This window comes from Halobacteriovorax sp. DA5 (genome assembly GCF_002903145.1).
Classification (GTDB): domain Bacteria; phylum Bdellovibrionota; class Bacteriovoracia; order Bacteriovoracales; family Bacteriovoracaceae; genus Halobacteriovorax_A.
This window is the reverse complement of record NZ_PPDJ01000009.1, coordinates 281,117-298,881: the sequence shown is the minus strand read 5'-3', so window position 1 is coordinate 298,881 and position 17,765 is coordinate 281,117. Positions and strand designations below refer to the sequence as shown.

Genomic DNA, 17,765 nt, shown 5'->3' with positions numbered 1-17,765 from the left:
CCTTATTCAATTCGCTTTAATAATCTATCGTAAGCTGTTTTCTTATAACGAACAGAGATTGCCTGCCAAATATCGACATTTGAATCTTCAATAATTTCACCTTCACCATCTTCTTCCATTGCAGCAACGGCATCAGCATTGGCAGCAAATTCAGAATTCTTCTGAAGCGCATATTGATCTGCAGCTCCCTCTCCAAAGTCAAATTTAAAACCACCATTATTGGCCGCGCCAGCTGCATCAAGACCTTTCCCACCTTTTGCATCAACTGCTAGCCCATCTTGTAGCTCTTCCTCTTCAACATCATTACCAAAGCTAGAACCTTGGTTTGGTTGAGAAAGATATGGAAGTGCAGACATCAGGCCACCTGTTCCACCTGCTCTCTTATTTAAGCCTCCAAACTTTCTTCCAAAAGAAGCTAATAAGTTCTTAGCAACTGGCTTCTTCTTATTCGCCTTCTGTGCACGCTCTAGTGTTTTCTTCATAACTGCATTTGCTTTCTTATTTAGAGCGTTGGCAGATGAACCAAGAGCATCAAAAGCCTCTTGCGTTGTTGGAGAAACAGATGAAGTATCTTGAATACCGTTTGCAGCATTTACAAGTGATCCCACTAAGCTATCAGGCATACTAAATCCAGCAGCATTTAACTTATCTGTTCCACTTACAATATACTTTTTAGCGTTTGGACACGCCTTTGAACCGTTATTAGTCGCGATTTTTGGAAGACCACCAATACATTCAACTTGTTCACCAATTTGCTGAGGAGTATAAGCACTTAGCATTGTCGTTTTCTTTTGTAGAGTCTTTGCTTGAGCACTAGTCACAGAATCAGCAGATCTAAACTTTGCTAAGATAGCATCGATCTTATCAATATTCTTTTGTATCGCATCCGCTTCACTCTCCATTGCTTTTGCTGAAGCTAGAGAAGTACCACTCATTGCAATCCAAAGAGTCCCTCTTTTTATACTTGAAAGCATAAACGTATCCATTGCAGTACCTACAGGTAATTTATAAGCAGCAATTAATCCACCAAGGGCACCAATTAGACTTCCATAGTTACCGGCTTGAGCTTTACTAATTAATAAGGAAAGAAGAGATGCGTAGAAACCAGCTTTTGCGCTTGGTTTAGCTTCTGATACCTTATCAATCCCTTTCGATTGACCTGAGTTCTTTACCGTCTCTTTTGTATGCATTAAACAAGCTGACTCAAGAGTTGCTTTTGTTCCTACAAGTGCTCCATTTGCTGTTTGAATCGTAGCATAAGCAGCATTTAACTTAACAAGAAGAGCTGCAGCCGCTGCTGCACCAGGACCAGTCGCTGCGGCAGCTTTTGTCGTTGCCTTAATCTTGGCCTCACATTCTTTTATTTGAGTTGCTGCGTATGTGTCTCCACCCAATGTACATGTCTGCTTACTTGATTCTTTCACCGTAATTAGCTCAGTTAAAAGAGTGTACTGAGTAGCTGATTCACCTGGTTGTAATTTTAAGGCTTCAATGTTCTCTGTTGTTACGGCCGTCGCTTCACATGCAGTCATCGGAGCTTTAGCTCCTGCCGCTGTTGTATTAAAACACGCAGCTGCACCACCTTCTAGGGCCATAATTGTTTTAGCTCTCGCATTGACAGCAGCAGCACATGCCTGTGCTTGAACTAATTCTCCATTTCCTTGAACAAATGCGATACCAGATGCTACGGCAAATGCCGCAGCAGCTGCTTTTTGATATTTTGACTTATCTTCTGCTGTCCCCTTGATTTCCTCTAGGGCCGCTTTCTCTTCTTCAAGCATTTGTTTTTGTGAAACATCAACTTGTCCATCTTCATCAAGTCCTTCATATTCAATTCGATCTTTTCGGTCTTTAAGAGAAGTATTTTGTTTGAAGGCACTCATTAGTTCATTCACTAATAAAATACCTGCACCTAAAGCGGCAGCATAAACATCATAAGGCTTACTTGGTTTAAAGAATAACCAGATTTTTGAAACTAAGAATGCAATCGTAAGCATAATAAGAGGAGCAAAAAGTTGATTGTTGAAAATTCCAAGTCCACCGCTTGCTTCTTCTTTCGTATAGGTCCCACTATTTTGCTGACGCTTGCGGGCCATACTATCGTTATCTGATTCTTGTGCATTCTTTAATTTGAATGAACCATCACCTGACATCGAACGATCTTCTTTCGGAAGTGTACTTTGTGCCATCGCCTGTTGGCCCGTGATATTAAAGCGCGCTTGCTCGATATCAATTGCAATATTGAGATTAATCATCGTGAAGATGATGGTCGCCGTTAATAATTTATTGAGTACGTTTAAGCTTCTCATAAGAATCCCTCTTTAATAATTTATATTTTATTATAGGGCCTTAAGAGTTCCTAAAAAAGCGGGAACTTAAGTGCATCCTCTTTAATATTAGCCACTTAGCTAAGATTAGGAATGCCAAAAAATTGAGTTATTTGAGAATAAATGAACGGTTTTTCTTCTCTCTCACAAGAGCGACCCTCTGCTTGTCCATCTTACGTCCACGATAAGTGGGAACATTAGGATCTGAGGCAATATCGATTTGTTTTTGAACCATAACCTTAAAGGCATCAATCATCGTATCCTCATTACCATCAAGCTCCTCGACTCCATACTTACCTAATTCTTTCACTAGGACGTGTACAGACTCAACAGTTGAAAGTGCTTGCTTATGAGGCTGGTGCTTAATGAGGAATGCTGATTCTTTATCAGAAGAAAAAGAAATTCGAGGAAGCTCATTGATATTTGTTGAAAGCTTCATCATTTTCTTAGCACATGGCCAAGTCCCATCGATCACAAAGATCAACGGAATTTTATTCTTTAGTAATTCAATGTCTTTGTTTGAAGGTGCAGAAATATTAAGAGCATCTTCACCTGGATAGAGAACCATTGGATAATATCTTTCATCACTTAAAAGATCATTCACCTTCTTATCATTAGTAAAATCAATCCCCATGATTAGTTCACTATTAGCTAATCCAGTATGAGTTATACGACCTGTACCCAGCTTCTCTTTCTTTGCTTCCATTGGATGAATAAGAATGACAATCTTAGAGCGAATTTGAGATGTTTTGATAAGGCTACATACACAAAGTGTTTTGGGCCTTGAACAGCCCATACACTTTATGCGATATGAATTTGTGTCTTTTAAATCTTTAAGCATATATTAGAATAACTGATCCCACTCTTCCTGTGAGAATCCTCTTAGAGTTTTCTTACCTTTTTCTAGAATAGGTCTTTTTATTGCAGATGAATTTTCAACAAGAAGAGAAATTTGCTTTGCCTTTGTTGCTCCTTCAAATTCTTCTTTAATTTTTCTAAAAGTTGGTCCACGCTTATTAGCAGGAAGCTCTCCAAAAGCTTCATCCCATCTCTTTAAATCATCTTTTGTTGGTGGTGTTTTTTTATAATCAATAAACTCGTACGATACACCCTTTGCATCAAGGTACTTAAGAGCTTTTTTTACAGTATCGCAATTTTTTATTCCGTAAACTTTCATCATAAATCCTTTTTTAGAATAACAACCTGGCGACTTAAAATCTCTAAGCTCGCCCCAAGTTCCTTAGCAATATATCGAAAGACTTCTTCGTTGTAAAAACCAACATGAGTCTCGTCACGTAGATACCACCAGTTAGAGAACTTCTCTTTTTCTTCAGGGATAAAGTAAGTCATCACTCCTAAGTGACCACCTGGTTTTACAAGATCCCAGCACTTCTTAATATCTTTTGCTGGCTCATAGAAATGCTCCCACACTTCTGTAGAAGTAACAAAGTCGTACTGTTTTTCCAAAAGCTCAGGTCTATTTGCATAGTAAATGTCGTAGTCTTCAACATGATGCCCACGCTTTTTCATTTCTTTAGAAATCGTAGGCCCTGGTCCACAGCCAAAGTCTAATCCACGACTATTTTCAGATAATCTTTCACTTAAAGGCAGGATTAATCGATTCAAGAAATCAATATATCCTTGATCTTCACAATTATTTTCATGAGTATCGTAGCGAGATTTTTCAATTTCACTATTAAGCAATTTAGAACGATCTTTAAAAACGTAAGAACAATTCTTACATTCAAAATAATCACTACCTAAAGTATTCGCGTATAAATGAATTGAGTTACTATGACATAATGGACAGTGCATGAAATATTTTTATTACATCGCACCACTAATGAAAAGCTCTTTTAGCCTTTTAAAGCTATTCTTCTTGAAGTTCTTCTTCATTGATTTAGATAATTTTTGTTCCCCTAATTTATTTAGAGACTCAACAAGCATTTGAGGTAATGCGCCACCTTGCGAACTGAGATTAAAAGCCGCCATCGTTACAAAATCGGCCTTACTAGTCTTGAGGATTCTAATCGTAGCAAACTCACCATTTGATGTATCACAATGTTTTGCATCACTTATGACATAATTCGTGCGACACACACTAGGTCGATCTGAGTAAACACGGCAAGTACCCTTATCATCTAAGAATACACAGCCCCTTTGCTTATAAGGAATTGAAAACCAAGCAGCAGAATCATTTCCAGCAGCATATTGGATCGCCAGTAATTCAACATCAACCCTTATTCCATCTTCCAAAATTCGCGAGGCCAACAGCTCCGCCTCATCTTTATTTACGGATACTTGAGTATGGCAACAGGCAGAGCAACCCTTCCGACAAGAAATCATTGCTGCGGCAACAGGATCTGACTTAGCTTCATTCGTATAATGATCAATGATTTCATGAGAAAGCTGAACCCTCTCAATAGGGCCAGCCCTCTTTTGTAGGCGCTTATAGACAGAAATATAAAACTCTCTAAACTCATTTAATTGTGAGTATTTCTTTAAAGTTTCAAGGGCTCTTTGCGGATAATTCAGCTCGACCTCCTGGTCACGGCTAACTCTCTATCACTATTATATTCTAAAGCTCAACTTAAGCTTATCGCTAGGCAACAATGTTCATTTATAAAGTGAAAATGTTCGGCCATAAAAGTGTTTGGCAGTTAAACCAAATTATAGTAAATTTCAAACAAGCGTTTGAATCAAACAATTGTTTGAATATATAAGGGAGTAATTTTATTATGAAAGAGTACTTACGCCACGGACTCAACTTCTCAGTCCTCATGGTACTGATTACTGGCACTTCATTTAGTTGGGCCAATTCCCTTCCTGTCCTGCTCAGTGAGGATAAGCTCATTGCCTGGGCCGAGGAAGAAAACTTTAATCAATTAAGGATCTCATTAGAGGAACTTGCCAAGAAACAAGAAAGAGCAAAGTATGATGAAAACTTTGGTTTCGAATTAGATGCTCAAGCTAATTATCAAGAAACGAAAGAGAAATCTTTTGCACAGTTTATTCCGGTAACCTCTCCACTAGCAGATTTCCAAATGAAATTAAGTAAGAATTCTAAATACGGTCTTTCTTACGGAGTCTTGGTTAATGCAAATCAATACTCAAATAATTTCGTAAAAGATGGAACGACTTCTTCTGCAGGTGCATTCTTAGCTTTAGATATCTACAAGGATTTCCTAGGTTCAACTTCAAGAGCACAGGACGCAAGCCTTATGGTTCAAGAAGAGATTGCAAAGAGACAAAGAACAATTTCTTCACATGCATTTATTCAGGAAGTAAGAAAGCTATATTGGAAAATTGTAGCAAATAACGAATCAACTAAGATTGCTAAGGCACTTCTAAAAACAACAAAAGAGCTAGAAAAAGACACAAAGAAGAGATACCGCAGTAATATCGCTGACAAAGGTGATCTTTCACGTATTAGCTCTCAGGTTGAAGCTCGTAATGGCCAGCTATATCTACTTGAGTTTGAAAGAAATGAATTACTTAAAACACTTAAGTCTCTCTTTCCTGAAAAGCTAGGTGGTAAGACAGTACAATTAGAATCTTATGATCTTGATAGTACGGTTGAAGAAGTTATGGGTTGTACTCAAACTATTGCTCAACACTCGTCTTCCCTACCACTTGAGTATACTGAATATGATGAAGTTCTTGGACTACTTCAAAAAGACTTAGAACTTTCTCAAAAAGTTAATAATAACTACGACAAATCGGATCTAAAACTAACGACTCAATTTGAAGTTGTTGGAAAAGAGTATAGTTACTCAAATAGTTTTCAAGAAATGACTGACAATGGTGATAACCGTTTTTCAGTTGGTATTCAATGGACTATGCCGATTGGTGGAGAAAAGGATAAGACAAGAGAGATTCAAGACAAAATTATCAAACGTCAAAACCTTGCTCAAGCACAAGAAGTGAAAGGAAAGCTCGATGCGTTCCATGCACAAACACTTCGATCAGTACTAACACTACAAAATGTTATTAGAGCTCAAAAAAGAAATGAAGTTCACCTAAGAGAAACATTAAAAGACTCTAAGAGAAAGTTTAAACAGGCCCGTGTTACATCACAAGACCTCTTGATCGATGAGAACCAACTTTTAAACTCAAATCTTGATGAAGTTAGTACAAAGTATCAAGTAATAGAAACTATTATCAATTACTTCACAGTTTTCAACCAAACACCGTGTAAGTTAAATAGAAGAGTTAAGCTATGAATCAATTATCAAAATTCTTTATAGAGAATCATAAGTTTACGATCGTTGTTACGTTTTTCCTTTTAATCTATGGATTAATGGGATTAAACAAAATGACATCAGAATCATACCCAACAGTTTCTTTTGCTACAGCAGTCGTAACGACAATTTATGATGGTGCTTCAGCAAATGATATTGAAATTAAAATTACAAAACCGATTGAAGATGAAATTAGAACTGTTTCTGGAGTAAAGGACGTTAAGTCAACTTCTCAAGCAGGTTTATCTAAAATTATCATCCGCGTTGATATGGATAATGTTGACAGTGTTGATGATGTAATGAGTGATCTACAAAAGGCAGTCGATCGTGTATCTGATCTTCCACAAGATCTACAAGATGCACCGCTCTTCCAAGAAATTGCTTCGGATGAAATTCCAGTTTATCAAATTGCTCTTGTTGGACCAAACAACGTAAGAGAAAGAGATGAAGTAGCAGATATTCTTAAAGAAGATATTGAAGATATCAAGGCCGTAAAAGGCGTAACACTTGATGGCTTTGCAAAGAGAAAATTTGAAATCATTCTTGATCTTCAAAAACTTGAAAGACAACACATTGGTATCGACGAAGTTTTAAATAAACTACGTCTTAGAAATGTAAACGTTCCAGGTGGTACACTTAAAACTGACAATGACCAAAAACTTGTTCGTATTGAAGCAAAAGTTAGAAATGTTGAAGAGCTTAAAAATATTCTTATTCGTTCGAACTTTTCTGGGGCAAATATCTTTTTAGAAGATGTTGCTCAAGTAATCGATGGAAAAGAAGAAAAGAAAGTAATCACTTCATACAATGGTGAAGAAGCGACTCTTATCACAATCTCTAAAAAATCAGGTGAAGACACAATCGCGATGGTTGAAGAGATTAAAGCTCACATGGAGAAGTTTGAAAAACGCTATCCTGAGTACAAGTTCTATGTATACAACAACGAAGAATTAAAAGTTGTTAACAAGCTTGAAGTACTAGCTTCCAACGCAGTTTCAGGTCTACTGCTTGTAATCTTCTTCTTATTTATCTTTCTTCCTGGACGTATTGGACTTCTAGCAAGTATGTCTCTACCACTTGCTGTATTCGGTACTCTTGGGTTTATGCCAGATTATGGACTGACACTAAATGCGATGACAGTTCTAGCGCTAGTTATTGCTCTAGGTATGCTTGTTGATAACAGTGTTGTTATCAGTGAAAACTTCACTCGTCTAATGAATGAAGAAGGATATAGTGCTAAAGAAGCAGCCCTTTCAAGTGTTAAGTCTCTTTGGCTTCCAATTACGGGAACAGCGATGACAACGATTGCGGCCTTCATCCCAATGCTAGTAACGAAAGGAATCATGGGACAATTTATTATGGCGATTCCAATCATCGTAACTGTTTCTCTGATTCTTTCATTAGTTGAATCATTCTTCTTACTTCCAATGAGACTTGCAAAGTACTCAGGTTCAGCAAAGAAGACTGGTACAGAAAAGAAAGCAGACTGGTTTACTAAGTTTCAAGCAAAATTTGAATCGTTAATGACTATCGCGATTAGACACCGCTATATTTCAGCATTTTTCTTTACAACTATTATTATCGGCTCACTTGTTTTCATGGCCGTTGGTAATAAATTTATTCTCTTTCCAGCAGATCAAACAGAAATTTACCTTTCTCGCTTTGAAGCTAAAAGAGGAACTCCTGTTGAGAAGACAGAAGAATATATGCTTGAAGTAAGTCGTAAGATCAAAGAAAAGATCGGTGACCAAGCTAAGCATATCGTTGGTTTCTCGGGGAAAGCTGCTATTGGTTTCTCTGATCCAAAAGATAAAGAAGGTAATAACGTAGGTCTACTATTCATTTACGTAAATGATTATGCAAAATTTAATATTGCTGAAACGCAGATGCTTAAGAAACTTCGTGAAATTAAAGTTGAAGGACTTAAGTCATTAACATTTGAATCTCAAGTTAACGGTCCACCTGTTGGTGAAGATATTCAAGGTACATTCAGAGCAAATAGTTTTGATCAACTTGATGCAATCATTGGTGAGATTTCAGGAGAGCTAGGAAAGATCGATGGAATTCTTGATCTAAAAACTGATGATGTATACGGTGATGAAGAAGTTTACGTAGATATCGACTATGTTCGTGCAGATCAGCTAGGTGTATCCGCTTCTCAAATTGGTACGGCCATTAGAGCAGCTATCGCAGGAAGTATTGCAAGTACTGTTACATTAGATAATAAGGATGTAGACCTTGAAGTACGCTTTAAGAAAGCACTTAGAGGTAAACCAAATGATATCCTTAACATTCAAGTTATGGATAATCGTGGAAACCTTATTCCACTAAAGTCATTTGCCAAAATTCGTAAAGAGAATGGTACTCCAAATGTTAAGCGTTATGACTTCAAAAGGTCTAAAACACTAATTGGCTCTGTTGATAATATTAATGCGACATCTGCAATGGCAAATATCAAGCTAAAGCAGATCTTTGATAAGGTTTCAGCTAAATATCCAGGTGTTTCACTACGCTTTGGTGGTGCCGCAGAAAGTACGAAAGAATCACTGGAGTCACTCGCTCAAGCAGGTGTCCTTGCAATTATTGCTATTTTTGCAATTCTTGTATTCCTGTTTAAGAGTTTTCTTCGTCCAATGATCATTATGATGACAATCCCTCTTGGATTTATTGGTTTCTCAATTGCCTTTGCGACGCCAATCCTTAGTGGTTACCCTGATCGTTCACGTCCAATCAGCTTCCTTGCCTTAATTGGTATTATTGGTCTAGCTGGGATTATCGTAAACTCAGGTATTGTTCTAATCAGCTTCATTGATGAGTTAAGAGCAGAAGGAAAACTTAGTTTAAATGAAATTCTTGTTAAAGCTTCTGGCTTACGTTTAAGAGCTGTACTTGTTACTTCTCTTACGACTGTATCGGGACTATTACCGACAGCTTACGGAATTGGTGGTTCAGATGCCATGCTTGTTCCAATGACGATGTCGATGGCATGGGGTCTAACTTCGGGAACAATTATGACTCTTATCTTCATTCCATGTGCTTACGCAATTATTGAAGACTTTGTTGAGTTTACGGATAGAATTTCGAATAAGATTTTCAAGAAAGGAAATACGGCTCAATCAAATAATGAAGAAGCTCCTGCTGAGATCGTAGAGACGAAAGAGGTAGAAGTATAATGAGCAAGACAACTAGAGATTTAATTTTAGCAACTGCGAGTCGGCTTTTTGCCGACCGCGGTTATGATAATACTTCAATTCGTGACATTGCAAAGGAAGCAGATGCGAATGTTTCTGCAATAAATTACCACTTTAAATCAAAAGCTGGACTTTATGCAGAAGTATTAAATGAAAACGTTTTACGTATGCGTGATAAGCTAGACGAGATCAAAGGACAGATTTCTTCAACTGAAGACCTGGCCATTGAAATCTACAAATACTTCATGGATGAAAGTAATACTTTCTTTAATTCCATGAAACTCTTTCTTATGAATACACTTCCACTGGATGAAGCAATTATGCCTCCAACATGCCTAGAGGAACCAATGGGGCCTCCTGGGACACATGTTTTAATGGAACTGATTCAGAAAGAAATTAATTATTCTGGTGATGAAGAAAAGCTCATCTGGGCCGCTAGAAATATCATGCATAATATCATCATTATTTCTCTTGTTGCCCAGTCTTCTTTTATCAAACTCATGAAAGAAAAGGTCTGCAATTTCTCTGAAGAGGAAAAAATTGAGTCTATTAAAAGAAATGTTCGTTCAACTTTAAATTTTATTAGATAAATCCGATCAGACACATAGAAGGAATTTTTTCTATGTGTCGATTATTTGGATTTAGATCAGTTATATTAAGTCAAGTTCACCAAAGCCTTGTTCAGGCTGACAATGCCCTTGAGGTACAAAGTCGAGAACACCCACATGGTTGGGGCGTTGCCTACTATGTAAGAAACTCACCGCATATTATCAAATCTACTTGTGCTGCACTAGAAGATAAGATTTTCAAAAAGGTTTCTGGTGTAGTTTCATCACAAACCGTACTTGGACATATTCGAAAGGCCACCATTGGAGAGACTAATATTCTTAACACTCACCCATTTCAATATGGGCATTGGACCTTCGCACACAATGGAAATATTAAAAATTTTGATGAGTGTCGTGACAAGATTCTTTCACATATCCCAGAGTATTTTCAAAAATTTATTTTAGGGACAACTGACAGTGAGGTTCTCTTCTACTTTCTCCTTTCAAAGATCTCAAAAGAGATCAACTTAAGTGAAGAAGAAATTGATATCGAATTTGTCACAAATATTATCAACAGTGCAATTGATGAGCTTATTGAAATTATTGGCGAATTGAACTTTGATCCAAAAGCTCCACCAACAGATAACTTCATTTCATTTATCTTAACAAATGGAAACCTTATGCTTGCCTTTAATGGTGGTAAAAAGCTTTACTATTCTACATATAAGAACAAATGTCTCGATCGAGATACCTGCAGTAGTTTTTCCCCAGAATGTGAGGCACCAACTAAGACAAGTTTTGTAAACCATCTAATCTTTTCAAGTGAGCCACTATCTGGTGACAATATTTGGATTGATCTTAAGCCTATGGAAATTATGGGTGTAGATTTTAAAATGAGATTATTTAACAAAAGCCTTAGATAGCTCGATAGAATTTCCCCGAGTTTAAGTACTCATGGTAATCATCCATTTTATATACCTTCATTCTACTGATCGAGTAATCATAAATAACAGATTGGAGCATCTGAGGGTTTAATCGCGATGTAGCAAATGCTTCCCAAAGGGCCTTGTACTCATTCCCATCAATAGCTTCATCAGCAAATAAGATATGGCAAATTGCAAGATACTTAAGCTTTGAATCTTCTTTCTTAATACCTTTGAAAACCCTTTCAATGTACTTCTTATTTAAAAAGCCATTGATTTTTTCAAGGTCATAACGATCATTTAAAACAAGATTAATTATCAGTAGAATCTCTTCTTCTACGACCTTACCTGATAAGATTTCATCGATACCCTCAACAATCCCTTTCTTTCTTCCAGATTTAATAAAATCAGAAAAAGTCGTCAGTCTATTCTCATCTAATCTTAAGAAGTGTTTCGCAAAAGTTAGAAAGAGCATATTGGCCATATCGTAAAGCGGTTTCTCTTCGTGCCATATTTTACGTATAAATTTACGATTTTTCTTAAAGACAGTTGGTACTTGAATAAGGACACTAAAGAGCCAAAATACCTGTTCTATATTATTAACGACGAAGTTCGCATCGTAGTTATCAAAAAACCACTCTTCTTCTTTTTCAGTTAATTCGTGATCTGCGAGAAGGACAATCAAAGAAATAAATGGAGAAACAAATTTCCAGCTATCGTCGTGAAACTCACCGAGATGCATCTTCTTAATAACTGATTTAACAGCTGCAATTTCCTTTTTATTTACTTCGCCATCAGACTTTACAGCGGCAATGACTTCATTACGCATCTTTAGAATTTCATTTTTAGAATATGCATTTACTGCCAAAACATTCTTAATATCAAATGAATGGATTGGAACCTTTGGCATGTGTCCACTAATGTGACGTAAAATATTTCGAAGGCTTTCAAATTCAGCTTGATCCAAAACACCATCATTAGAATATGAGATCATTAATGAGAACAATAAGGCATTTGAGTAATCTCTAAGTCCTGCTCTATTAAAGTAATGGGTACGATAAAATCCATCTCTGATATATTCAAGATCTTCTTCTTTAATCTCTAGATGTTCATAAGCTTCACGTAATACATTTGGCGCTTTCTTATTTCTAATCTTCGTACTAAATACGTCAAAAAGGCGAAAGAAAATCTGCTTCTTTTCCTCATAAGTAAACTTAGCATTGATATATTTGAATGAGCTTTTCCATCGATTGTAAAAGGATTGATCTTCATCAATTTCATTAATAATTTTTTCAACTTGATTATAGGAGCTAAAAGACCATGAATAGAAATAAGCAAAGAAATTCTTTCGAAGTACCTTATCAATATGTAAATCCTCACATATTTCATGGCACATCAATAGAATGACATCTTCTTTAATCAACGCTTACCTCTTTTCTTGCCATCGAAAATCTTAATCTTAGGCACATAAGTATAACAGGCCCCTAAATAGAAGGAACATATAATATAATAAACCCAAATCATTGCTACGAGTAGGTTATAAAAACTTCCGTAGTCACTAACTAAATCATCTTTAAAATACTTAAGATAAACCCAATAAGTCGATTTGCCGATGAAGAAGCACATAACAAATACGCAAGCACCACAGAGCGCATCTTTATAGCTAACCTTGATTTGTGCTGAGACTTTATATACAAGAGCAAAGATTGTAATTGTAAATGGTAACAAGAGTAATTCAATAAGATAATAAAGCTCATTTGAGTGTTTTGTTACATTTGATAACAAACCAACAATCACATTCTTTTCCATCAAAAATGAAACGATTAGAAAAAAGAGAGCTAAGACAACACCAAAAATAGCAGATCTTAGATCATCTTGAATCATTCCCCCGTCAATATCCACTTTTGAAAGAGTATTAATTCCAAAAATAAATGAAGTACTAATACCTAAACAAGCAAAGAACCAAAGACCAAGCTGATGCCAGTCCACAAATGAGCCCTTTACCTGCTCTTCTACTAGATGCTTAATAGCATTTAAGACAGAAGTATCAATCTGTGGAAAATTTGAAAAGATCATTGAAATGATATGTTCTTTTGCCGTATCACTATCACCTAGATAAGCACCAATAATTGAGATAAGAATCATGATCGCCGGGCCAAAACTTAAGATCGTAAAGAAAGTTGTTGCACCGGCCAGTACTTCTCCCTTTCTCTTTTTAAATAAAAAAATTGAGGCAATTAAGCGAAGTACAAATGTCTTACAAAATTCAAGAAAGTCTTTTTCAATTTTGTCAGGATCGAACCTAACGGCGTTCATATATTTTTTCATTTGCTATTCAGGTACGAATACCTGACTCCCTTTCTCTTCTTTTCATCGATTCCTACATATATTCATCGGTTATAAATCCCTGAATTTTAGTTTGTTCATTCTTTTTTTTTCCGCAATTTTAAGTACCTACAAAAGTTAGCCGATAAGTATGATTAGCTGATGGTCAAAGATTACCATCTCAAACTGCTTTTAAAATGGTGGTAAAATACTAAGGTGGCCCTGGTCACTTCTAGGATGGAGAAAATAATGAGTAAGTTAATTATCGCAATTTCATTAATGTATTTATCGTCACAATTTTCTTTTGCAAGAAAACCAGCGGTAGAAGATACATATACTTCTTCAATCGAAGAATATAAAGAAGTTGAACCTTCAAAAGCAAAAGGATATGACTTCTCTCCAACGAGAAAACCCTCTACAGCAAAAACAGAAAGAGTACATAGCCCAGAACTTTTAAAAGTAGAAAGTTATACAGAAAGTAATGCCTCAGAAAGCTTACTTTACCTTTTCTTTATTCTACTTCCAATTGCAGTTAGTGCTTATACATTCTTCAGAGCGAACAAAGATTCTTACGCTAATAACCTAAAGCGCGAAGAGACTACTGATCATTCTAATGTAACTCACCTCTCAGATAAGAGAAGTACAAAAGAGAAAGACGAAGTTAAGAAAGCTTCGTAAATATCCTAAAAAAGAACCAATTTATTTTTTATATGTTTGAGACCACTTACTCCCATTAACATGGGAGTAAGCCTTATAGACTGAACCACTAGAGATAACGACATCTAGTTGTCCATCATTATTAACATCCATAAAGTTAACTAAATGCGCCCTCTTATAAAGGCCATAATTATCTTTGTTCTCTTGCCAAATTTGTCCGAAGTTATGAATTTTAATATTATCTAACTTTCCATTCTCAACTACGATACCCCATAAATTGGAAGAACCATATGTATTGATATAGTTAGTATTACCATTAAATTGGTAGAAGAGTGTTGCTGTTTTATTTTCTGAAATCTTTCTTCTTTTAATTCGATAGATGTGAGAATTAAATCCTGAAATTGGAAATCGATAACTAAAAATTAATCTTTTTTGAACATCATAAATCTGTAAAGTCGGGATACCATCAACAATTGAGGTTCCAATATACTCTCTTACAATGTCGCCATTTATATCAATTTGGTAAAGTGCGGAATCTTTCTTGTAATGAGTTTTAGCTCTCTTCTTCTCTTCCTTTTTGCTACCTTGTGTATAAAAATCATCGAGAAGCCAGGCATCCTGAGCAATACTATTTGTTGAAAATAATAAGATCGGACATAGGCCAATCATCAATTTTAATGACAACATATGTTAATTATATCATCGAGTTCAAATTCCAACATCCCCATGCTCTTTTATTCCCCTATTTCGTCAAAAACAGCGACAAACAATATCCTCGAGGGCCTAGAAGATTGACGTATGCTCGACTAATTCGATAATATTTTGCAATAGGACACACAGAGGGGACATAATGCAACGCCAGATTGGTTTTATTAAAAATCAGAATCAAATTATTATCAGAGATTTAAATAGCAACACAAAAAGCAAGATTGCTGACGTGTCAGAAGTATCTGAAGAGAAATTTGACTGCATCTTTTATTCTCCTGAATTATTAGAAGAAGAGGTTGTCCATAACTTTCTAAAGAAAGAATCAAAGTACACACCACTACATGAAGGAAATAATTTTTTTGAAAGCTCTGAACAATTTGAAGCAGAATCAAACGATAAACTAAAACAAGTATTTGATAAGATTTCAAGTAACTGGATTTTGCAAAATAATATTGTTCTACTAGAAGAGCTATTCGAAGTAGTGGATCACCTAAAAGCTCTATGGCCAAATGATAGAACTGCCTTTTTCGAAGAACTGTGGCATATTTTCAAAATCAACCTAGGTGCTAATAATCTAAAGCTTATCTATAATGATATCGAAGACGTTTCAAAAAATAGCGATAAAAAGGCACTCGTTCACATAACGATTGATGGGGACAAAAAACCAAACCCAGTTAAGGGAAAAGAGTTTGAAGCAAAGTTAATGAAACACTTTGAAGAAGAATTCGTAAATGCTTTTCAAATTGTAGAGTACAGTGAAGAAAAGGGTGAATTAACTATTTGTGGAAATATTCTAAAGAGTCCATTTATTATTATGGCCAATATTGGTCAAATAACAAAGCTTCAAGAGTCAGTTCTTGCAACACTAATTAAAGCATTATCAAGATAAAAAAGGCCCGCTAAGCGGGCTTTTTTTTTATAATAATTTACAAAGATCGACGACCTTGGAATTTTGAATTTCGAAACTTACCTTATGTGGTACAGAGCTCTTTGCATCCTTAATAATGACTTCATATTCCTTTGGAACACTATCACCTTGTGGACTTATTCCAGTTGCAAATGGAATCCCTGGAACAAAGCGGATAGGTAATCTCTCTTCTCTTTGCTCTCCAAAAAGTTCAAAACTGATCGTTCCCTTTAAACAAGCAGAACTTGTTTGCAGATATCCAAAGTATGCTTTTGGCATCGATTCAACTTGAATATTACGAGACTCTCCATCCTGAATTGAAATATCTTGGACAATGAAGTGCTCACGCCCTGTCTTCTCTACACGAACAGTTAATAGTTCATTTGCATTTACTTTTATACGATTTAAAACATCAACACTTTGTTCAGATCCATTGATATAAAGTTTATCTTTATTTCGACTGAAGTTCTTAAGCGTTATCGTTCCACGCTGGTTACTTGTAGGCTCACGCTTTGTTTTAGCCTTTGGCTCTACTGTCGTTGCAACCTCAGTTGGAGTTGTTGATGAATTTTTCAAGAAAGGAATATGATCCTTAGCAAAGTAAACTCCAGCAGCAATTGCTGCCACAGAGGCAACATGAATGAAGTAGTTCTTTTTCTTTGCTTCAACTTTCTTCTTTTTCTTAATTCGCTTGATCTTAGTACTAGCACTAGTCTTATTAGAGCGAATATCAATCTTATTAATTTTTGTTTTTGATGACTTTGAGGCCATATCAAGTTTAGGTAATGAACCTTCTACTTGAATATCTGTTTGTTCATCAATATCAAGTTCAAAAAGTGCCTCTTTTTCTTTTCTCTTCTTAGCTACAGATGGTTGAGTTGCATCAACACTATCATCACTACTATAAGGCTTACCTTCTGTTTCATTTTTATAATCTTTAATATATGGGCCAAGCTCAATCTGACCAAATTCATACATTCTTTCACGGTCAACTTTAATCTCATCTTTGAATAACTCTTTAGCAAAGTATGAAAGATCTGAAGAGTTGAAGTCTGGATAAGTTGAGTATAAGAACTTATTTAAAGCTCGAGCAAACTCTTCAAGAGATTGGTAACGCTTGTTACGATCTTTATGAAGGGCCTTTAAAATAATCTTATCAAGTTCTTTTGGAACCATTGGGTTAATTGATGAAGGTACAGGAATTTTACATTCTTGAATCTTCTTTAATACCGCTAGATCATTTGAAGCTTTGAAAAGCTTTCTAGAACATAGCATTTCCCATAATGTAATTGCTGTAGCAAATAGATCGTAACGTGGATCAAGATCTAAACCATCTAAGTATTCAGGAGCAAGGTATGATAACTTACCTTTAATAGTTCCCGCCTGAGTCGCTTCAGAGTTAGTTTCAGACTTTGCAATACCAAAGTCGATTACCTTTACTGAGCCATCAAAAGTTAACATGATATTATGAGGTGAAATATCACGGTGAATAATATTTGCAGGTTTCCCTGTTAGTTTATCAGTGAATGTGTGAGCGTAGTGAAGGCCTTGGGCTGCTTGAATCGTAATAAAAGCTGAGATTTCAACAGGAAAGACATAGTTATGTTCTTTAAGTTTATCGATATATTGCTTTAAGTTTCTACCATCACAATATTCCATCGCAACAAAAAGCTGACCATTATGAAAACCATAGTCATAGGTCTGAACGATATTTGGATGTAATAATCCAAATGTCGTCTTAATCTCATCCATGAACATAGTTTGAAATGCTTCGTCAGATGAAAATTGTGGCTGAACCATTTTGATTGCTACAATTTTATCGGCTTGCTCCCCCAGAAAGCGAGCTCGACAAATTTTGGCCATACCACCATCAACTAGGTGATCTAGAATAAGGTATCGACCAAATCTATCAAATTTCTTTTCTTCACTCATTACTAA

General features: G+C 35.9%; 15 protein-coding genes. 6 read left to right on the top strand and 9 right to left on the bottom strand.

From position 1 onward, the window contains the following. Positions 1 to 2 precede the first annotated feature (2 nt). The 5 genes from C0Z22_RS13965 to C0Z22_RS13945 all read right to left on the bottom strand — a co-directional run bounded on the left by C0Z22_RS13965 (position 3) and on the right by C0Z22_RS13945 (position 4,673). Positions 3 to 2,309: a hypothetical protein gene (locus C0Z22_RS13965; protein ID WP_103218982.1), complete on the bottom strand. Its 2,307-nt coding sequence runs from the start codon at positions 2,307 to 2,309 to the stop codon at positions 3 to 5. Positions 2,310 to 2,436: 127 nt separating this feature from the next. Next, the gene (locus C0Z22_RS13960) at positions 2,437 to 3,168 is read right to left on the bottom strand and encodes a tRNA-uridine aminocarboxypropyltransferase (RefSeq protein WP_103218981.1); all 732 of its coding nucleotides are present in this window, start codon (positions 3,166 to 3,168) and stop codon (positions 2,437 to 2,439) included. Between the two features lie 3 nt (positions 3,169 to 3,171). Continuing rightward, complete coding sequence (locus C0Z22_RS13955) at positions 3,172 to 3,504, bottom strand: arsenate reductase family protein (RefSeq protein ID WP_233189733.1); 333 nt, start codon at positions 3,502 to 3,504, stop codon at positions 3,172 to 3,174. Continuing rightward, positions 3,504 to 4,142: a class I SAM-dependent methyltransferase gene (locus C0Z22_RS13950; protein ID WP_103218979.1), complete on the bottom strand. Its 639-nt coding sequence runs from the start codon at positions 4,140 to 4,142 to the stop codon at positions 3,504 to 3,506. The genes C0Z22_RS13955 and C0Z22_RS13950 overlap by 1 nt, the downstream gene beginning before the upstream one ends. Positions 4,143 to 4,154: 12 nt before the next feature. Beyond that, positions 4,155 to 4,673 (bottom strand): YkgJ family cysteine cluster protein, encoded by a 519-nt coding sequence (locus C0Z22_RS13945; protein WP_103218978.1) that lies wholly within the window; start codon positions 4,671 to 4,673, stop codon positions 4,155 to 4,157. Positions 4,674 to 5,065: 392 nt separating this feature from the next. Here C0Z22_RS13945 and C0Z22_RS13940 point away from each other — a divergent pair, with 392 nt between their 5' ends. From C0Z22_RS13940 to C0Z22_RS13925, 4 genes are read left to right on the top strand one after another with little or no spacing between them, the layout of a single operon-like run. Beyond that, complete coding sequence (locus C0Z22_RS13940; RefSeq protein ID WP_103218977.1) at positions 5,066 to 6,550, top strand: TolC family protein; 1,485 nt, start codon at positions 5,066 to 5,068, stop codon at positions 6,548 to 6,550. Continuing rightward, positions 6,547 to 9,741 carry an efflux RND transporter permease subunit gene (locus C0Z22_RS13935; protein ID WP_103218976.1) on the top strand — a complete coding sequence of 1,065 codons (3,195 nt, stop codon included), beginning with the start codon at positions 6,547 to 6,549 and terminating at the stop codon, positions 9,739 to 9,741. Before C0Z22_RS13940 ends, C0Z22_RS13935 begins: the two co-directional genes overlap by 4 nt. Further along, the gene (locus C0Z22_RS13930; protein WP_103218975.1) at positions 9,741 to 10,349 is read left to right on the top strand and encodes a TetR/AcrR family transcriptional regulator; all 609 of its coding nucleotides are present in this window, start codon (positions 9,741 to 9,743) and stop codon (positions 10,347 to 10,349) included. The genes C0Z22_RS13935 and C0Z22_RS13930 overlap by 1 nt, the downstream gene beginning before the upstream one ends. 32 nt (positions 10,350 to 10,381) lie before the next feature. Next, on the top strand, positions 10,382 to 11,230 hold the full coding sequence (locus C0Z22_RS13925; protein WP_103218974.1) for a class II glutamine amidotransferase: 849 nt from the start codon (positions 10,382 to 10,384) through the stop codon (positions 11,228 to 11,230). Here the strand turns inward: C0Z22_RS13925 and C0Z22_RS13920 are convergent. Then, positions 11,223 to 12,653, bottom strand: coding sequence for a hypothetical protein (locus C0Z22_RS13920; RefSeq protein WP_103218973.1), 1,431 nt, complete (start codon positions 12,651 to 12,653; stop codon positions 11,223 to 11,225). The genes C0Z22_RS13925 and C0Z22_RS13920 overlap by 8 nt on opposite strands. Beyond that, positions 12,650 to 13,546, bottom strand: coding sequence for a YihY/virulence factor BrkB family protein (locus tag C0Z22_RS13915; protein WP_158246936.1), 897 nt, complete (start codon positions 13,544 to 13,546; stop codon positions 12,650 to 12,652). Before C0Z22_RS13915 ends, C0Z22_RS13920 begins: the two co-directional genes overlap by 4 nt. Before the next feature lie 258 nt (positions 13,547 to 13,804). On the opposite strand from C0Z22_RS13915, the gene C0Z22_RS13910 reads away from it, so the two are divergent. Then, on the top strand, positions 13,805 to 14,233 hold the full coding sequence (locus C0Z22_RS13910; protein ID WP_103218971.1) for a hypothetical protein: 429 nt from the start codon (positions 13,805 to 13,807) through the stop codon (positions 14,231 to 14,233). A gap of 21 nt (positions 14,234 to 14,254) precedes the next feature. On the opposite strand, the gene C0Z22_RS13905 is transcribed toward C0Z22_RS13910, so the two are convergent. Next, positions 14,255 to 14,899, bottom strand: coding sequence for a hypothetical protein (locus tag C0Z22_RS13905; RefSeq protein WP_146037909.1), 645 nt, complete (start codon positions 14,897 to 14,899; stop codon positions 14,255 to 14,257). Between the two features lie 163 nt (positions 14,900 to 15,062). Between C0Z22_RS13905 and C0Z22_RS13900 the strand changes: the two genes are divergently transcribed. Then, positions 15,063 to 15,809, top strand: a complete 747-nt coding sequence (locus C0Z22_RS13900) for a hypothetical protein (protein WP_103218969.1) — start codon at positions 15,063 to 15,065, stop codon at positions 15,807 to 15,809. Between the two features lie 27 nt (positions 15,810 to 15,836). On the opposite strand, the gene C0Z22_RS13895 is transcribed toward C0Z22_RS13900, so the two are convergent. Continuing rightward, on the bottom strand, positions 15,837 to 17,759 hold the full coding sequence (locus C0Z22_RS13895; RefSeq protein ID WP_103218968.1) for a serine/threonine-protein kinase: 1,923 nt from the start codon (positions 17,757 to 17,759) through the stop codon (positions 15,837 to 15,839). Positions 17,760 to 17,765 lie beyond the last annotated feature (6 nt).